Source organism: Vibrio bivalvicida, from assembly GCF_001399455.2.
Classification (GTDB): domain Bacteria; phylum Pseudomonadota; class Gammaproteobacteria; order Enterobacterales; family Vibrionaceae; genus Vibrio; species Vibrio bivalvicida.
The window spans coordinates 37,611-53,009 of record NZ_LLEI02000021.1; the positions used below are offsets into that span (position 1 = coordinate 37,611).

General features: G+C 43.9%; 17 protein-coding genes. 11 read left to right on the plus strand and 6 right to left on the minus strand.

The window, feature by feature from the left end; genetic code table 11:
- Nucleotides 1–8: 8 nt before the first annotated feature.
- The 3 genes from APB76_RS05440 to ulaR all read right to left on the minus strand — a co-directional run bounded on the left by APB76_RS05440 (nt 9) and on the right by ulaR (nt 3,346).
- Nucleotides 9–1,256, minus strand: coding sequence for a leucine-rich repeat-containing protein kinase family protein (locus tag APB76_RS05440; protein ID WP_054961197.1), 1,248 nt, complete (start codon nt 1,254–1,256; stop codon nt 9–11).
- A 151-nt stretch (nt 1,257–1,407) separates the two neighbouring features.
- Entirely contained in the window at nt 1,408–2,475 is a 1,068-nt protein-coding gene (gene ulaG / locus APB76_RS05445; protein ID WP_054961196.1) for an L-ascorbate 6-phosphate lactonase, read from the minus strand.
- Nucleotides 2,476–2,590: 115 nt separating this feature from the next.
- Entirely contained in the window at nt 2,591–3,346 is a 756-nt protein-coding gene (ulaR, locus tag APB76_RS05450) for an HTH-type transcriptional regulator UlaR (RefSeq protein ID WP_049845884.1), read from the minus strand.
- A gap of 364 nt (nt 3,347–3,710) precedes the next feature.
- Between ulaR and APB76_RS05455 the strand changes: the two genes are divergently transcribed.
- The 7 genes from APB76_RS05455 (at nt 3,711) to APB76_RS05485 (ending at nt 9,729) form a co-directional block, all read left to right on the plus strand.
- Nucleotides 3,711–5,471 (plus strand): PTS ascorbate-specific subunit IIBC, encoded by a 1,761-nt coding sequence (locus APB76_RS05455; RefSeq protein ID WP_049845885.1) that lies wholly within the window; start codon nt 3,711–3,713, stop codon nt 5,469–5,471.
- Nucleotides 5,472–5,542: 71 nt separating this feature from the next.
- Nucleotides 5,543–6,019 carry a PTS sugar transporter subunit IIA gene (locus APB76_RS05460; protein ID WP_054961195.1) on the plus strand — a complete coding sequence of 159 codons (477 nt, stop codon included), beginning with the start codon at nt 5,543–5,545 and terminating at the stop codon, nt 6,017–6,019.
- A 9-nt stretch (nt 6,020–6,028) separates the two neighbouring features.
- Nucleotides 6,029–6,721, plus strand: a complete 693-nt coding sequence (locus tag APB76_RS05465; protein ID WP_054961194.1) for an L-ribulose-5-phosphate 4-epimerase — start codon at nt 6,029–6,031, stop codon at nt 6,719–6,721.
- 21 nt (nt 6,722–6,742) lie between these two features.
- Nucleotides 6,743–7,564: a Cof-type HAD-IIB family hydrolase gene (locus APB76_RS05470; protein ID WP_054961193.1), complete on the plus strand. Its 822-nt coding sequence runs from the start codon at nt 6,743–6,745 to the stop codon at nt 7,562–7,564.
- A 5-nt stretch (nt 7,565–7,569) separates the two neighbouring features.
- Nucleotides 7,570–8,217, plus strand: coding sequence for a 3-keto-L-gulonate-6-phosphate decarboxylase UlaD (locus tag APB76_RS05475; protein WP_004749371.1), 648 nt, complete (start codon nt 7,570–7,572; stop codon nt 8,215–8,217).
- Nucleotides 8,218–8,226: 9 nt separating this feature from the next.
- The gene (locus APB76_RS05480) at nt 8,227–9,108 is read left to right on the plus strand and encodes an L-ribulose-5-phosphate 3-epimerase (protein ID WP_049845889.1); all 882 of its coding nucleotides are present in this window, start codon (nt 8,227–8,229) and stop codon (nt 9,106–9,108) included.
- Between the two features lie 198 nt (nt 9,109–9,306).
- Nucleotides 9,307–9,729, plus strand: coding sequence for a hypothetical protein (locus tag APB76_RS05485; protein ID WP_049845890.1), 423 nt, complete (start codon nt 9,307–9,309; stop codon nt 9,727–9,729).
- A 39-nt stretch (nt 9,730–9,768) separates the two neighbouring features.
- Here APB76_RS05485 and APB76_RS05490 read toward each other — a convergent pair whose 3' ends face one another.
- Entirely contained in the window at nt 9,769–10,155 is a 387-nt protein-coding gene (locus APB76_RS05490) for a hypothetical protein (RefSeq protein WP_054961192.1), read from the minus strand.
- 9 nt (nt 10,156–10,164) lie between these two features.
- Nucleotides 10,165–10,470, minus strand: coding sequence for a monooxygenase (locus tag APB76_RS05495; protein WP_054961191.1), 306 nt, complete (start codon nt 10,468–10,470; stop codon nt 10,165–10,167).
- A 131-nt stretch (nt 10,471–10,601) separates the two neighbouring features.
- Here APB76_RS05495 and APB76_RS05500 point away from each other — a divergent pair, with 131 nt between their 5' ends.
- The 4 genes from APB76_RS05500 to APB76_RS05515 all read left to right on the plus strand — a co-directional run bounded on the left by APB76_RS05500 (nt 10,602) and on the right by APB76_RS05515 (nt 13,852).
- Entirely contained in the window at nt 10,602–11,495 is an 894-nt protein-coding gene (locus APB76_RS05500) for a LysR family transcriptional regulator (RefSeq protein ID WP_054961227.1), read from the plus strand.
- Between the two features lie 175 nt (nt 11,496–11,670).
- Nucleotides 11,671–12,231 carry a sugar O-acetyltransferase gene (locus tag APB76_RS05505; RefSeq protein ID WP_054961190.1) on the plus strand — a complete coding sequence of 187 codons (561 nt, stop codon included), beginning with the start codon at nt 11,671–11,673 and terminating at the stop codon, nt 12,229–12,231.
- Between the two features lie 318 nt (nt 12,232–12,549).
- Nucleotides 12,550–12,762: a transcription antiterminator/RNA stability regulator CspE gene (gene cspE / locus APB76_RS05510; RefSeq protein WP_049845894.1), complete on the plus strand. Its 213-nt coding sequence runs from the start codon at nt 12,550–12,552 to the stop codon at nt 12,760–12,762.
- Nucleotides 12,763–13,432: 670 nt separating this feature from the next.
- On the plus strand, nt 13,433–13,852 hold the full coding sequence (locus APB76_RS05515) for a VOC family protein (protein WP_049845895.1): 420 nt from the start codon (nt 13,433–13,435) through the stop codon (nt 13,850–13,852).
- A gap of 51 nt (nt 13,853–13,903) precedes the next feature.
- Here APB76_RS05515 and cysS read toward each other — a convergent pair whose 3' ends face one another.
- Nucleotides 13,904–15,274, minus strand: coding sequence for a cysteine--tRNA ligase (cysS, locus tag APB76_RS05520; protein ID WP_054961189.1), 1,371 nt, complete (start codon nt 15,272–15,274; stop codon nt 13,904–13,906).
- Nucleotides 15,275–15,399 lie beyond the last annotated feature (125 nt).

A 15,399-nucleotide genomic window follows, 5' to 3' on the forward strand; every position in this document is an offset into this window, starting at 1 on the left:
GAATAAGATTAGCCAGTGATTAGGGCGAGGTTCTTTAAGCTTTTGTAGGCCGCAGTTTGTGTCTCAATCGGCTTACACACCGAGAGTAGATCATCAATAAAGTGCCCCAAAGCGCGAGCTTCAACCTTTCTAATACCGCGTTGTTGGGTTTCGGTTAAGTAGTCGTAGACTGATGCGGCGCCAAAATCGCCAAATATCATCTCACCCTGTTCATTGATCAACACATTGTGCGCGTAGAGGTCACCATGACATACCTTGTTATCGTGTAGGTGATTAAACACACCCATCATTTGCTCAACAATCTTTTCAATCTGACTGACCGAAAGAGTGAAGTCTTGTTTAAAAACATCTCGTGTACAGGTTTGTAATGTTGGTGGTAGACCAAGATTAAAGTAGCTATCTGGGATCAATTCCATTACCAAGGCAAGGTGATTGTCCTCGTTTACTTGAGCGATAGATTTCACAAGGTTGTTGTGGTGACCTGTTTGCAGGCAAGCTTGCAGCTCATCGCAAGGATAGCCATCACTGGTTACGTCTCCCTTAAACACTTTTACCGCAACATGGGCTGGGAAGTCGAAATTGGCGTCGAGCCAATCCGCGTGAGAGATCACCCCAGAAGCCCCTTGCCCTAAAACCTGATTAAGCTTGTAAGCGCTTGAAGCAACTTGTGGAACACTTTCTTCAAGACTGGTTCTTTCACAGAAAGGGTTGCCTGCAAAAGCCATCCACGCCAGTTTGGGAAGCTCAAGTAGTATGCTAGGGAAGCACTCAAGTTGATTTGCAGACAGGCGCACTAACTCCAAGTTGAGCAACTGGTTAAAGCTGTTGGGTAGTGATGTCAGTTTGTTACCCGCCAAGGCTAATTTTTGCAGGCGCGGGCGATAACCCAAAGATTCTGGCAACTTACTGATCTGGTTATCGGTCAGAATCAACCAACGTAGTTGCTCTGGTAATGACTCTTCGGCGACACGAACAATTTGGTTGCTTTTAAAACCAACCATCTCAAGCTTGTCACAGCGTCCGAGAACAAGCGGAAGGCGTGTGAAACGGTTATTGGAAGCAAATACTATCTTGAGTTGCTTTAATTCAGTGAGCCACTCCGGCAGTTCACTTAAAAGGTTGTTTGAAACATCGAGAATTTCCAACGTATCAGCTAAGGCTAAGATCTCTTGTGGTAACTCGGTTAGTTGTTCAGAAAGTTGAAGACGCTGAATGCCTGTAAGCTCTCCGCTTTTAAGTTGTTCTACTGTGTGCAAACTGACTGCCTATAGTTGCTCGTGAATAGGAAAAGAGCGCGTATTCTACGCAGGTTGGCAACAAAAGGCGAGGTGAGCGTTAGATAGGTATTAGGTTCGACAATAAAAAAGCCGAGTGGATAAACACTCGGCTTGGCAGGTATGGGTACGGTTATAAAAACGCCTTGTATGGCAGTTCTGGTTCATTTTTAAAGATGTCTTTGAAACCACGGAAATGTTGATAATGCATACGTCCTTTGTCTGTTGGGTAAGTGTACTTACCACCAACCTGCCAGAAGAACGGAGCAAAGCTGTACTGAAGACGATCTTTTTTCATGTTCCATAGCACTTCAATTTCTCGAGGGTCATTTTGGAAGTTGGCCCAGATGTCGTGGTGAAATGGCATAACGACCTCACAGTCTAGTGACTCAGCCGCTCTGAGAATATCCGATGAAGTCATTTTATCAGTGACACCGCGAGGGTTCTCACCATAAGAAAGTAATGCAACATCAATTTGGTACTCGTTACCATGTGATGCGTAGTAGTTCGAGTAGTGTGAGTCACCAGAGTGATAAACAGAACCACCAGTTGTTTCGACTAAGTAGTTGACGGCACGTTTGTCCATTCCATCCAAGATCTCTTTGTCGTATGACGATGTACCTTCTGGAAGCGTTACCAGTGCAGTGCGGTCAAATGAGTCGAGAACGCGGATCTTCAAGTCACCCACTTCTAATACATCCCCAACTTTTGCTACAACACAACGCTCTTCAGGAACCCCCCAGCCCATCCATAGATCGACACAAGCTTGTGGGCCGATAAATTTAACGTGCTCGGGGCAGTTTTGTAGGACCGCTGCGGCAACGTTGACGTCAATATGATCAGCGTGATCATGAGAGGCGAGTACAGCATCGATCTCTTTGATCGCAAATGGGTCAAGTGGGAAAATTGCAGTACGCAAGTTTGGTTGAAGCGCTTCTACACCGCCCATACGCATCATCTGGTGTTGGTTTTTCATGAACGCATTCTTTTGCGTTTTCTTACCAGTACCACACCAGAAGTCGATCGAAATATTGGTATTGCCTTCACTTTTAAGCCAGATCCCAGTACACCCTAGCCACCACATAGAGAATGTATTTGGTTCTACTAAAGTGTTTTCGATCTCTTCGTTTAGCCATGTACCCCACTCAGGGAAAGTGCTTAAGATCCAAGATTCACGGGTTATTTCATTCACTTTGCTCATAACAGTACCTTTAATTTCACGATATTTGATTTATTTAGGATGTAGGGAGCTAAGCGTCTTAATATGAGATTAAGACACTGAGCTATTTATGGTGTTATTTATCTAATGGGTGGCGTTAAACCAGGATGACTTGTGTTCCTTGAGCTTCAATAGCTTTGACAACGTCAGGGTTGGCATCTTTGCCTGTTATAACGATATCAATCTTGCTCGCAGGGCAGAAAACCATCCCTGTTCTTTGGCCCACTTTCGAACTATCCACGACCACGACTAACTTATCGATTTGCTCAAGCATTTGCTGCTCTGCTACTGCGGTAAGCATGTCTGCTTTATAAAGTCCCGCTTCAGTTAAGCCTTTGCCTGAGGTAAACATCCAGTTACCCGCATACCCTCCTAATGAATCAGGTGCGGGGTTAAGAAAGATGTTTTGCGCTTTATTGTATTGGCCACCAATAATGATCACATCGTCATGATCCTCATTGATTAGATAGCTCGCCAATGGAAAGTAATTGGTGACAATCTGTACATCTTGGCCACACAGTTTTTGGCCCAGTAAAAATGCGGTTGAACCACAGTTGATGACTACGCTATCACCCGAGTCACACAAATCAGCAGCGCGTAACGCTATAAGAGACTTCTCTTCATAGTGCTCAGTACTGTTGATGTTTAGTGGTGACCACTTTTTCTTTTGGCTCTCAATACGCTCAGCACCGTTACGAACTTTACGTAATTTGCCCAACTCATCGAGCTTTGAAATGTCGCGACGAGCCGTCGCAGGAGAGACATTGAAGCTGTTGATGATATGCGAGACGTTGATCGTCCGATTTTCTTCTAATAACGACAAGATGCCGTCGTGTCTTTGTACTTCGTTCATTCTTATCACCTTTTCAAGCGTTGTGATTACTTGGTGATTGCTTGTGATTTGTTTTGATTCTAATAATCATAAGTTTGATTGTCAAATGGGCACAGAACAAAAATATGCCATAAATCACAATTAATTGTAAGTTATTGATAATTAAGTGTTTGGTGGTTGTTGGTGTGATCGGTGGCTCAAAAACAGTCATTGGTTAAGGTCAAAATTGATAAAAATCAAAATAATCACAAGTGAGCATTGAATGATTACTTTTGATTGTTAAAGTCTAATTCGTGAGCAAAAGAGAGCGTATTTCATACATAAATTTGAAAACGTTCTGTCCTACGAACCAAATAAAATTACAAATACTATTAGGGGTAAAGATATGGAGTTCTTATACGACATCTTCTATATATTTTACAGCCAAGTAATGACCAAAGCCCCCTTGCTGCTTGGTCTCGTTACTTTTATTGGCTACTGGCTGCTGAGACGCGATCCTACGACGATAATCAAAGGCTCAATCAAAACGATTGTTGGCTTTATGCTAGTCCAAGTCGGTGCGGGCACACTGGTTAAGGGGTTTAAACCCGTTATCGAAAAATTGTCGGAATATCATGGATTGACAGGATCAGTTATTGACCCATATACAACCATGATGGCGACGATGGAAAACATGGGAGATATGTATTCCTGGGTTGGCTATGCAGTACTGCTAGCGTTGGGCCTTAACATTCTTCTCGTCCTTTTCCGCCGCTTCACTGGTATTCGCACCATTATGCTGACTGGTCATATCATGTTCCAACAGGCTGGTTTGGTTGCTGTTTTCTACTTCATTCTTGGCGCTTCTATGTGGGAGACCATCCTATATTCAGCGGTATTAATGGCGCTGTATTGGGGTATTTCTTCTAATATCATGTTCAAGCCTACTGAGGAAGTAACGGGTGGTGCTGGTTTCTCTATTGGTCACCAACAGCAGGTTGCTTCTTGGATCGCGACTAAGGTTGCACCAAAACTTGGCGATAAGAACGATAGTGTAGACCATATCGAACTGCCTAAATGGCTGCATATCTTCCATGACAGTATCGCTGCAACAGCGATCGTTATGACGGTTTTCTTTGGCATTATCTTGCTGTCGTTTGGCCTAGATAACCTACAAACAATGGCGGGTAAAACGCACTGGACAATCTACATCCTAGAAACAGGCTTGAAGTTTGCCGTAGCGATTCAAGTTATCGTTGCTGGTGTTCGTATGTTCGTTGCTGAACTGTCAGAAGCATTTAAGGGTATTTCTGAACGCGTGATTCCAAATGCAGTATTGGCTATCGACTGTGCAGCGATCTACGCGTTTTCTCCTAACGCTATGGTATTTGGCTTCATGTGGGGTGCTATTGGCCAATTCCTTGCTGTTGGCGCGCTGCTACTTGCTGACTCTCCAATCATGATCATCCCTGGCTTCATTCCAATGTTCTTCTCGAACGCGACAATTGGTGTCTTCGCTAACCACTTTGGTGGCTGGAAAGCGGTTATGAAAATCTGTTTCGTGATGGGCATTATCGAAGTGGTTGGCTCTGCTTGGGCTATTCAGCTGATTAGCAATCATGGTGTGGAATTCAGTGGTTGGATGGGTATGGCTGACTGGGCTCTATTGTTCCCACCTATCTTTGCCGGTATCTCAATGTCAAAAGCCTTCTTCTGGGTATTAGTCGCACTGTCACTGGTATACATGTTCTTTGCATCCAAACAGCTTCGAGCAGAAGAAGATGCGCAAGGCGTTGTTTCTGTTACAGAAGAACCTGAAGTGATTGAAGCGGTAGAACAAGCAATCAAAGCGAGCGACGGTGTTCGCCCAGTAAGCATCTTAGCGGTATGTGGTAATGGGCAAGGCTCTTCAATGATGATGAAGATGAAGATTGGTAAATACCTAGAGAAAAAAGGTATCCCTCATGTCATGGACTCATGTGCGGTGTCTGACTACAAGTCTAAGCTTGCATCGACTGACATCATCGTCTCATCGAAACACTTATCTGCTGAAATGGAGCCAGGCGAAGGCAAGTTTGTCTTGGGTGTACAGAACATGCTCAATCCGAACTCTTTTGGTGATGAGTTATTAGAAATCATCGACAAGAACTTCGCTGGAGCAAAGTAACCTCTATACAAAACAACCAATAACAACAACTAAGTGCCAGTTATGGCTGGCACTTCACTGGAGATAGAACAATGGGTTTTAAGCAATCACTGATCGACAACAATTCAATCAAACTACAAGCCTCTGCTTCTAATTGGCGTGAAGCCATCATCATTGGTACAGACATGCTGACCGCATCAGGTGCGATTTTGCCAAGCTACCATGAGGCGATCATCAACAGTGTAGAGAAACTAGGCCCTTACATCTGCATTGCACCTAACTTGGCACTGCCTCACGCTCGCCCTGAAGATGGCGTAATTCGAACGGCTTTTGCGCTCGTTACTCTCGAAGAGCCTGTGTTCTTTGAAGGGGAAGATGAGCCTGTTGATGTACTGATTACGTTAGCTGGCAGCTCTTCTGATGAACATATGGAAGGCTTAATGGAAGTGACTACGGTACTCGATGACGAAGATAGTGAAACGGGCGTTGATCTTAACAAGTTGCGTCGCTGCCGCACTAAGACTGATGTGTTTGACGTTATTGATGAAGCGCTAGCGGAAATGGCGTAAGGAGAAACTATGTATAGCGCACTAAAACAACGTGTCTTTGAAGCTAATCTCAAATTGCCTAAATACGGGTTAGTGACATTCACTTGGGGAAATGTGTCGGAAATAGATCGCGAACTTGGTGTATTGGCAATCAAACCTTCTGGTGTTGAGTACGATGCCATGACTGCAGACGACATGGTGATCGTGGATTTAGAAGGCCAAGTTATTGAGGGAAGACTAAATCCTTCCAGTGATACAGCGACGCATATTGAAATCTATAAAGCGTTTCCAGAGGTTGGCGGCGTAGTACACACTCACTCACGCAGTGCCACTATCTGGGCGCAGGCTGGGATTGATATTCCCGCACTAGGTACGACTCACGCTGATTACTTCTACGGAGATATCCCTTGTACCCGTAAATTGTCCCATGATGAAATTTCAGGTGCCTATGAGAAAAACACTGGGCTCGTCATCATAGAAGAGTTCAAGCAACGCGGTATTAAACCTATGGCAGTACCTAGCGTGATTGTGGCAGGACATGCGCCATTTTCCTGGGGAAAGAACGCAAATGATGCGGTTCACAATGCCGTGGTATTGGAAGAGATTTCGGCAATGGCTCTGGCGACGCGCTCGTTAAATAGTGGAATCAAGATTCAGCCAGAACTCTCAGACAAACACTACCTGCGTAAACACGGTGAGAATGCTTACTACGGCCAGCGTTAAACTTTGTAGGAGAAAGAGCCTATGTACAAGGTATTAGCATTAGATTTAGATGGAACAGTACTGACAGACGAACACACTATCCATCCTGAAGTTAAACGCGCGATTCAAGAAGCTAAGCAGCATTGCAAAGTTGTAGTAGTAACAGGGCGCCACCATACCGCCGCTAGGCCTTATTATTACGAGCTTGAACTAGACACTCCAATCATATGTTGTAACGGCACGTACGTTTATGACTATGCCAATGAGAAGGTTCTCAAACAGAACTCGATTAATAAGGAAGACGCTCAGATATTCATTGAGTTGGCGCGCGAGTTTCAGGTCAAGATGGTTATGTATATTTCTGATGCCATGACTTACTCGAACTACAACCCGATAACCTACATGCAAGCTTTGGAAAGTTGGGCTGAAGGTGCACCAAAAGCCCATCGTCCGAAGATATACAAGATTGACTCATTTAGTGAAACAGCGAATCAGACTGAGCATGTATGGAAGTTCGTTGTTGAGGGATGTCCAAGTTCAGTGGAGCGACTGTTGGAACACCCTTGGGTGAAGCGACAATTCAACGGTGAGCGCTCTTGGTCAAACCGAATTGACTTTGCCGCAAAAGGAAACAGCAAGGGCCTCCGTCTTGCTGAATATGTCTCTGAACTTGGTTACCACGCAAATCATGTGATCGCGGTTGGCGACAATCACAATGATATCTCAATGCTTCAATACGCCAATTTAGGTGTCGCAATGCGCAATGCCGACGACACCGTGAAGTCACACGCCAAACTCGTGTGCTCGACAGATAACAATCAAGATGGCTTGGCCCGTCTAATACGTGAAAAAATTAAAGGATAACGATAATGACAAAACCAATGATTCAAATCGCCCTAGACCAAACTAATTTACCTGCAGCCATTGAAGTGGCGAACAATGTTGAAAGCTTTGTTGATGTGATTGAAGTGGGCACTATCCTCGCATTTGCTGAGGGCATGAATGCGGTTTCGACTCTGCGTGCTAATCACCCTGATCATATTTTAGTCTGTGATATGAAAACGACAGACGGCGGAGCCATTCTAGCCAAAATGGCCTTCGAGGCGGGAGCTGATTGGATTACTGTTTCCGCTGCCGCACATATTGCAACTATAGAAGCGTGCAAGAAAGTCGCGGATCAGCACAAGGGCGAAATTCAGATTGAGATCTACGGTAATTGGACAATGGCAGACGCTCAAGCTTGGGTTGATTTAGGTGTCTCACAAGCCATTTATCACCGCTCTCGTGACGCAGAGTTGGCAGGAGTTGGCTGGACCGAACAAGATTTGGAAAAAATGCGTGCCTTGTCTGAACTTGGTCTAGAGTTATCTATCACTGGCGGTATAGTGCCTGAAGATCTTTACCTATTTGAGGGTATCAAGGCTAAAACTTTTATTGCGGGTCGAGCTCTAGCGGGTGAGCAGGGTAAGCAAACCGCTGAAGCACTTCGTGCTCAAATTGACCGCTTCTGGAACTAGGAGCTGGCTATGTATCAAAATCTTCAACGCCACCGAGTCGGTTTGTATGAAAAGGCCCTACCTAACGAGCTAAGTTGGGAAGAAAAGCTTAAAACGACCAAAGAGCTAGGATTCGATTTTTTAGAGATCTCTGTGGATGAATCTGACGAACGTCGCAGCCGCTTAGATTGGGATGATGAAACCATTTATGCTCTGCGTCACCAGTGTGAACGTTATGGGGTTCCTCTTCAATCGATGTGTTTAAGCGCTCATCGCAAGTATCCTTTCGGTTCGGCTGAACCTGAAACTCGCGAGCAAGCCTTACTGCATATGGAGAAAGCGATCTCATTGGCATACAAACTAGGCGTGCGTACGATTCAGCTAGCAGGCTATGATGTCTATTATGAGCCAGCCAATCAAGCGACTCACCAGCGGTTTATTCAAGGAATGAAGCAGTCAGCGAAGCTAGCTGAAAGGGCCGGAGTCATGCTTGCTGTCGAGATCATGGATACCGACTACCTGAATTCACTAAGTAAATTTGAGGTATTAAGCCGAGAGGTCAATTCACCTTATTTCACGGCTTACCCTGACGTTGGTAACATCTCTGGTTGGAACTACGATATCGTAACTGAGCTGAAATTGAGTAAACCACATATCACTCAGATTCACCTTAAGGACACTTATCGAGTGACTTCAGATTATAAAGGGCAATTTCGTGATCTGGTTATTGGTGAAGGTGAGGTGGATTTCAACTCGATATTCGATACCCTCAAGAAGACAGATTGTGTCGTCCCTTTGGTCATTGAAATGTGGGCTCAGGATGACAATTGGAAACAGAATATTCTCACTGCTCAGCGTCGCCTAAATCAAGCCTGTGATCATGCTGACTTGCCAAAGCTATTTGCAGCTTAGCATTGGAAAAGGTGCCTAGTACAAGGGCATCATGCTTCGGCGCTCAATCAGAGCGCCTTTCATCCCCCTTATGGGATAGTGCAGTGTAAGCCCCCCGTATTGCGCTGCACATTTTCAATCGAATGCATAAGATTTGACTTCAAGTCTGAGTTGGAGCACAGTTGCGCTGACTTTCCTATCTATAAGCTGCATACAAGAATGAAACTGCTTCACTTACAACTGTTTTGGTACGAAAAACATCACACTCTACTGGAGATGGAAGATCTACCAAGCTTAACTCCTACTCAAGAACAAGAGCTAAAAGAGTGGGTGAAACAGCGTCGTAAAATTCTAAGCTACGAAGTCCACCAGCAGACTTGGGTAAAAGTAAATATCGATGGCTTTGCCTCACAGATCAGGCTCAACCCAAACGGTACTTTGTCGGAGAAAGATCTTTTCAGTAATAAATCGCTTCAGGGCCTGTGGAAAGTTATGGAAGGCTTCTTGTTTATCAAAGTCATCAGTGGTGAGTTTATTGTTGAGTATCAAATCGTTGGTAGCAACCTAGAGAACATTCACTGCGGTATCGAGTACATCAACGGTAAAGTAAGTACTTACAGTAAGTTTATCGTGACAAAATAGGACAACTTAGGGCGTAGCTTTTAGACCATGCCCAAAGTGTCACTGCTTTCCGTTCAATTGGGCACTCAGCTGACGATAGCTAAGCAAGGACAACAGAGCGAAGAAGGCCGGATCGCTCCAACCGAAGTCGACAAAGATCCCCGTAAATCCAGCATAGCCAGTTATTGCGACACCGAGAAGGTTGGTGACAAGCAGCGCTTTGAGTAGCTGTTGCATTGTCTCTTTGTGCTCTATTGTTCTTAGAAGCAGGCTTACTGCTGCTACGCCTCCGAGAAAGATACTTGTGTGTTGTGACAGGAAGTAAGCGTACTTATCGTTAATCTCAACGCCATACATTGGCCACATCATGGTTGGCAGAAAAAACAGTGCGAATGCAAACGCAGTGTAGATGCTGCCGTGTAAGGTTAAAAACAGTCTATTCGTCATAGCGGTTCCTTACAGACCAACGGGCCCGAGATTGATTTCAGTCAGTGGCTGATTGATGTCAAAAATAACGCCACGTACTTCTGCTACGCCCATTTCTTTCAGTCTAGCGGCATGCATGTCTAGGTAATTTTGTGCACTGACTTCATCTTGAAAAAGATAGATACCACCACCTAGCTTTTCAGATTCATTTTCTGTCCAGATTTTCCAGATCATGCCGGGTTCTTGATTAATTGACTCCGCTAGACCAACCAATGCTTTAGACATCTCTTCGCCCATAGGGCCATGATATTCAAAGTCGACTTGTAGTAATTTCATCTTAGTTTCTCCAATTGTTGACTGTTGTGAACGCGTGTTGCTGTTCGATGGAGATATTGTTGTCTATATAAATTGAACATAAAAGTTCATAATATTGTGTATAAGTGTCTAAAAAACTGACAGGTCATGCGATGAGATTGAAAAGTACGCTTGAGCAATGGGTTACGCTGAAGGAAGTTGATAAGGCGGGCAGTATTCAAGCCGCGGCTTCGGCTTTAAACAAAAGCCATACAACCCTGATTTATTCGATAAAAAAGCTTGAAGATCAACTGGGCGTTAAGCTGGTGGAGGTTAAGGGAAGGCGTGCCACAGTCACAGAGCATGGTCGTTCACTGCTTAGAAGAGCGAGTAGCATGCTTGAACAGGCAAGAGAGCTGGAAGACTTAAGTCAACAAATCTCAGCGGGTGTCGAGTCAGAGATTACAGTCGCGATGGATCACCTTTGCGACCCGAGCCTGCTCTATCAACCGATGGCAGAGTATCTTAGTCAAAATAGTGCCACCTCGATTCAAGTAGTAGAGACTTCGCTATCTAAAACGGCAGAAATGGTGACCAGTGAGCAAGCTGATATTGCGATTATTACCTTGCCGGTGACCAATTACCCTGCTCAAGCTTTCTCGATGACGAGTATGTTGCCCGTTGTCTCAAGTAAGCACCCACTCGCAAGTCAGAGTCAGGTTTGTATGGCGGATTTTGCTACTCATTGCCAAGTTGTCATTCGCGATCTGGGGGCTACTCAGATTGACAACAAAGAGCAAAATGTCGGTTGGTTAAAAGCGAATCAGCGGATAACCGTCGACAATTTTGACCATGCATTTCGAGCGGTGGAACAAGGTGTCGGATTTTGCCGCTTGCCAGAGCACATCATCAAGTTAAGAAACAGAGGCCAGCTTAAGGTGCTTAAAGTCGAGCACAATGAAAGGTATCAAGTCCCGCTGCATATTACGCTTCCTAAGGGAGCCAAAACTGGCCCAGCCGCCAAATGTTTCTACGAATTGTTATTATCAAAAGCGGCTAAAGGCTAATCGTAACCCCTTAAAGCATAACAGTGAGTAATTACTTACAACCATTTGTTTACGTCGGTACGACGCAAAAAGTGACCTACCACACGCTGCGTTAAGTTAGTGATTTAATCTTTTTATAAGCTGACATTGGTATGCGATATTTCGATGGTAATTTTAAGATTTACTGGTAAGCGATATGAGAACCGAAAAAGAGAAAATGCTCGCTGGCGAGCCGTATGATGCGTGGGACAAAGAACTATATGACCAACGAATTGAATGTCGTAAAGTACTGCAAAAGCTCAACAATAGTATTCCAGATACCCAAGAGTGGCGCAGCGCGATTGATACTTTGATCCCTGATTCTAAAGACGCTTACGTCGAGCCTCCATTTCGTTGTGACTATGGTTCGAACATAAAACTCGGCAAAAACTTCTACGCTAATTTCAATTGCGTGGTGTTGGATGTGGCTGAAGTGCATATCGGTGATAATGTTCTCTTTGCCCCTAACGTACAAATCTATACTGCAGGTCACCCTCTCGACGTGAAAGGCCGGGTTGAAGAAGGCGTCGAGTTTGGTACACCGATTACTATTGGCGACAATGTCTGGCTTGGCGGTGGTGTGATCGTCTGCCCTGGCGTCACAATCGGTGAAAATAGCGTGGTTGGAGCGGGTAGTGTCGTCACCAAAGACATTCCAGCTAACGTTGTCGCGGCGGGTAGCCCATGTCGAGTGATTAAACCTATCGAACAAGCTTAAGGTTTTTAAAGCGTAGAAGAGTGACAAAGAGAGGTGCTCGCCTTTTACGTTTTTCTTATAGATTAAGCGCCAATATTATTAGTTGAAAAAATAATCAAAAATAGTTCTTTACAATTATCTAAAAAACACAAATAATGCCATCGCTCTGTTGTTCAGAGTTATTAAATGAAACATCCTGTTGTAAAGTAAAACCCTCAGAATTTCCTCTTGTTATCCTCTGTGTTTCCCTTAGCTTCATAGATACATTAAATAATTCAAGCTCCTAGTGCATCGCATTTTTGCGAAATAATTTTATTATTACTAAATAAGGGACATGATATGTCTAACAAAGTAAATGGTTCTGTAAAATGGTTTAACGAAACTAAAGGTTTCGGTTTTCTTTCTCAAGACAACGGTGGCGAAGATGTATTTGTACACTTCCGTGCTATCGCTTCTGAAGGTTTCAAGACTCTAGCTGAAGGCCAAAAAGTGTCTTTCGAAGTAGAGCAAGGTCAGAAAGGCCTTCAAGCAGCTAACGTTTCAGTACTATAACGTTTAGCAAGGGTGCAAGTGGCAAAGCGTCGCTTGCACACATTTATTCATTCTAGAAATACTATTTATAACACTCTTTCGAATACTCCAAATATTTCCTTATACCTCCTCTCTGTATTTGTCGTTGCGCTATTGGACTTCTTCGTCTCATTATAAATTTAGTAATCTATTCCTCTGATATTAGGTAATGGTTTTATTACTTGTCAGAAACTTAAATATATAAAGGCAAAATATGTCACGTTCAATCGGCCGTAAGCGCTTTTGGTTTCAACAGAATCGTAGCAAACAGAAAAACGAAAACAATAAGGATTTATGATAGTTACATTTAACTTATTGGAAAATGAGATCACTTGGCAATCAACACTTCATCAGCTCAATAGTGATGTTTTGAAACGTCATGTTTTATTTCATGGACGTCTTAGAGATATCAATATTTCCTTTCTCTATTGTGAGGCAACATTTAGCGGAAAAATTATTGATTCAACCAATGAGGTAGTGGGTTGTTTTTACATGACCGCTTCATAGATTCATCAGTATTGTCATCGCTCTCTCTGGCTCTCCAAAGTTTTGTTCAATTTCTAATTAAAAATCTAAAAAAAGTTCTTTACCTCAACCTTGGTTGAGGTTTTAGCATGCTTCTTGTTGGCTAGGAATTGATAAGGAGAAAGCAATGATTCAATTAGAGCATGTGAATTTAGTGGTTAAAGACATCCCTGAGATGTTGAAGTTCTATCAAGCAGCATTTCCACATTGGTCTGTGCGTGATGAAGGACAAGGGGAGTGGAGTGGCAAGCCGAGAAACTGGCTACATTTTGGTGATGAGTACCAATATATTGCAATGAGTGACCACGGTGAAGGAAACAATCGAGAACTGGCAGGCCATCAGGTAGGACTTGCCCACTTTGCTTATATCACCAATAACATTGATGCGGTGATCGGCCGATTGGTTGAAGCGGGTTATCCTATCGCTAAGCCGGGCGCTGATGAACCTTACCGTAAAAATGTCTACTTCGTTGATCCTGCAGGATTTGAGATTGAGTTTGTTGAATACCTAACAGATGATCCAAAACTGCGTAATTTATCGAGTTAAAGCGCTAGAGCGCAGAAAGCAATTGAGCCTTTCTGCGCGTTAGTGACGTTATTACAGAGGAGTAAATTCGAATTTATCGCCTTTATCGGCAACTTGGTATCCAAGTGCTGTGATTTGTTCTCGGATCTTATCGGCATCCGCAAAGCGCTTTTGTTGCTTCAGTACCAGTCTCTCCTCGGCAAGCCTTATGACCTCGTCGGGTACTATAACCTCTTCAATATGGTCAATATTCAGGCCTAATATCTTATCAAAAAACAACACAGTAGCTTTTATATCTTGGCTAGGGTAGGCGCTGTCTAATACATCCCATAACAAAGCGAGAGCCTTTGGCATATTTAGATCTTGATTGATGAGCAGGATAAAACGCAACTTATACTCCTCTATCAACTGCCCGTTATCTGCTAGCTTAGCCACCTTGTTTCTCAGTCGTTTTAGTGCTGTTTGCGCTCCTTGTAAACTTTCCCAAGTAAAGCTTAGATGACTTCTATAGTGACTCGTTAATGTTAGGTAGCGATAGGCTAAGGGCTCAAATCCACGCTCGAGTAACGCTTCTAGGCGCAAAGAAGTGCCAGATTTAGAAATTTTCTCTTTGTTAAGTTGTAGAAAAAAACCGTGAAGCCAATAGTTTGCTTGTATGTGCCCGTTTTTTGCTTGGCACTGCGCGATCTCGTTAGTGTGATGGATAGGAATATGGTCCTCGCCGCCAACATGAATGTCGAATTGTTCTCCTAGGTATTTTTCCGCCATTGCGGAACACTCGATGTGCCAGCCGGGAAATCCAACACCCCAAGGGCTTGGCCATTCCATTTGCCTAGCCTGCTCGCCAGAAAACTTCCACAATGCGAAGTCTGTCGCCAGTTTTTTATCAGCCATGTTGACCCTAATTCCGGCCTCTAAACCTGATGTATCCAAACGTGCGAGTCGACCATATTCACTTAATTTACTGGTGTCAAGATAGACTCCATCACGGGTCTGGTAGGTGAAGCCTTTCTCTTCTAGTTCAGTGATGAAGTCTATTTGCTCTTGGATATGCTCTGTTGCTCGGCAGATGGTGGTTGGGGTCAAGATATTGAGCTGCTTTAAGTCCGTTAGGAAAGCTTGCTCAAAATATTTCGCTATTTCCCAGGCAGACTTATTTTGTTTTCTAGCGCCTTTCTCCATTTTGTCTTCACCAGTGTCGGCATCTGAAGTCAGATGGCCAACGTCTGTGATGTTCATAACGTGATTCACTTGATACCCATTGAATGACAACACGCGTCTTAAGGTATCGACAAAAAGGTAGGTACGTAAGTTACCCGCGTGAGCGTAGTCATATACGGTTGGACCACAAGCATAAAGGCCTACTGTATTGCTATCAATGGACTTAAATGGTCTTTGTTCACGAGCCATAGTGTCAAATAACGTAAGGGTAACTGAGGTCATAGATTGTTCCTTCAAATACAAAAAGGCCGCGGATGCGAACATCAGCGGCCTGTGATTAGGTATAGATTTTTGCTAACTAATAGCTACACGAAAGCCGCCGTATATCGAAGCGATTACAGCAGCAA

Bases quoted from the DNA above. Each gene is read 5' to 3' on its own strand.
- APB76_RS05490 (WP_054961192.1), bottom strand. From the start codon at position 10,155: ATGACGAATAGACTGTTTTTAACCTTACACGGCAGCATCTACACTGCG.
- APB76_RS05480 (WP_049845889.1), top strand. From the start codon at position 8,227: ATGTATCAAAATCTTCAACGCCACCGAGTCGGTTTGTATGAAAAGGCC.
- APB76_RS05475 (WP_004749371.1), top strand. From the start codon at position 7,570: ATGACAAAACCAATGATTCAAATCGCCCTAGACCAAACTAATTTACCT.
- APB76_RS05460 (WP_054961195.1), top strand. From the start codon at position 5,543: ATGGGTTTTAAGCAATCACTGATCGACAACAATTCAATCAAACTACAA.
- ulaR (WP_049845884.1), bottom strand. From the start codon at position 3,346: ATGAACGAAGTACAAAGACACGACGGCATCTTGTCGTTATTAGAAGAA.
- APB76_RS05515 (WP_049845895.1), top strand. From the start codon at position 13,433: ATGATTCAATTAGAGCATGTGAATTTAGTGGTTAAAGACATCCCTGAG.
- APB76_RS05465 (WP_054961194.1), top strand. From the start codon at position 6,029: ATGTATAGCGCACTAAAACAACGTGTCTTTGAAGCTAATCTCAAATTG.
- cspE (WP_049845894.1), top strand. From the start codon at position 12,550: ATGTCTAACAAAGTAAATGGTTCTGTAAAATGGTTTAACGAAACTAAA.
- cysS (WP_054961189.1), bottom strand. From the start codon at position 15,274: ATGACCTCAGTTACCCTTACGTTATTTGACACTATGGCTCGTGAACAA.
- APB76_RS05470 (WP_054961193.1), top strand. From the start codon at position 6,743: ATGTACAAGGTATTAGCATTAGATTTAGATGGAACAGTACTGACAGAC.
- APB76_RS05505 (WP_054961190.1), top strand. From the start codon at position 11,671: ATGAGAACCGAAAAAGAGAAAATGCTCGCTGGCGAGCCGTATGATGCG.
- APB76_RS05485 (WP_049845890.1), top strand. From the start codon at position 9,307: ATGAAACTGCTTCACTTACAACTGTTTTGGTACGAAAAACATCACACT.
- APB76_RS05495 (WP_054961191.1), bottom strand. From the start codon at position 10,470: ATGAAATTACTACAAGTCGACTTTGAATATCATGGCCCTATGGGCGAA.
- APB76_RS05500 (WP_054961227.1), top strand. From the start codon at position 10,602: ATGAGATTGAAAAGTACGCTTGAGCAATGGGTTACGCTGAAGGAAGTT.
- APB76_RS05455 (WP_049845885.1), top strand. From the start codon at position 3,711: ATGGAGTTCTTATACGACATCTTCTATATATTTTACAGCCAAGTAATG.
- ulaG (WP_054961196.1), bottom strand. From the start codon at position 2,475: ATGAGCAAAGTGAATGAAATAACCCGTGAATCTTGGATCTTAAGCACT.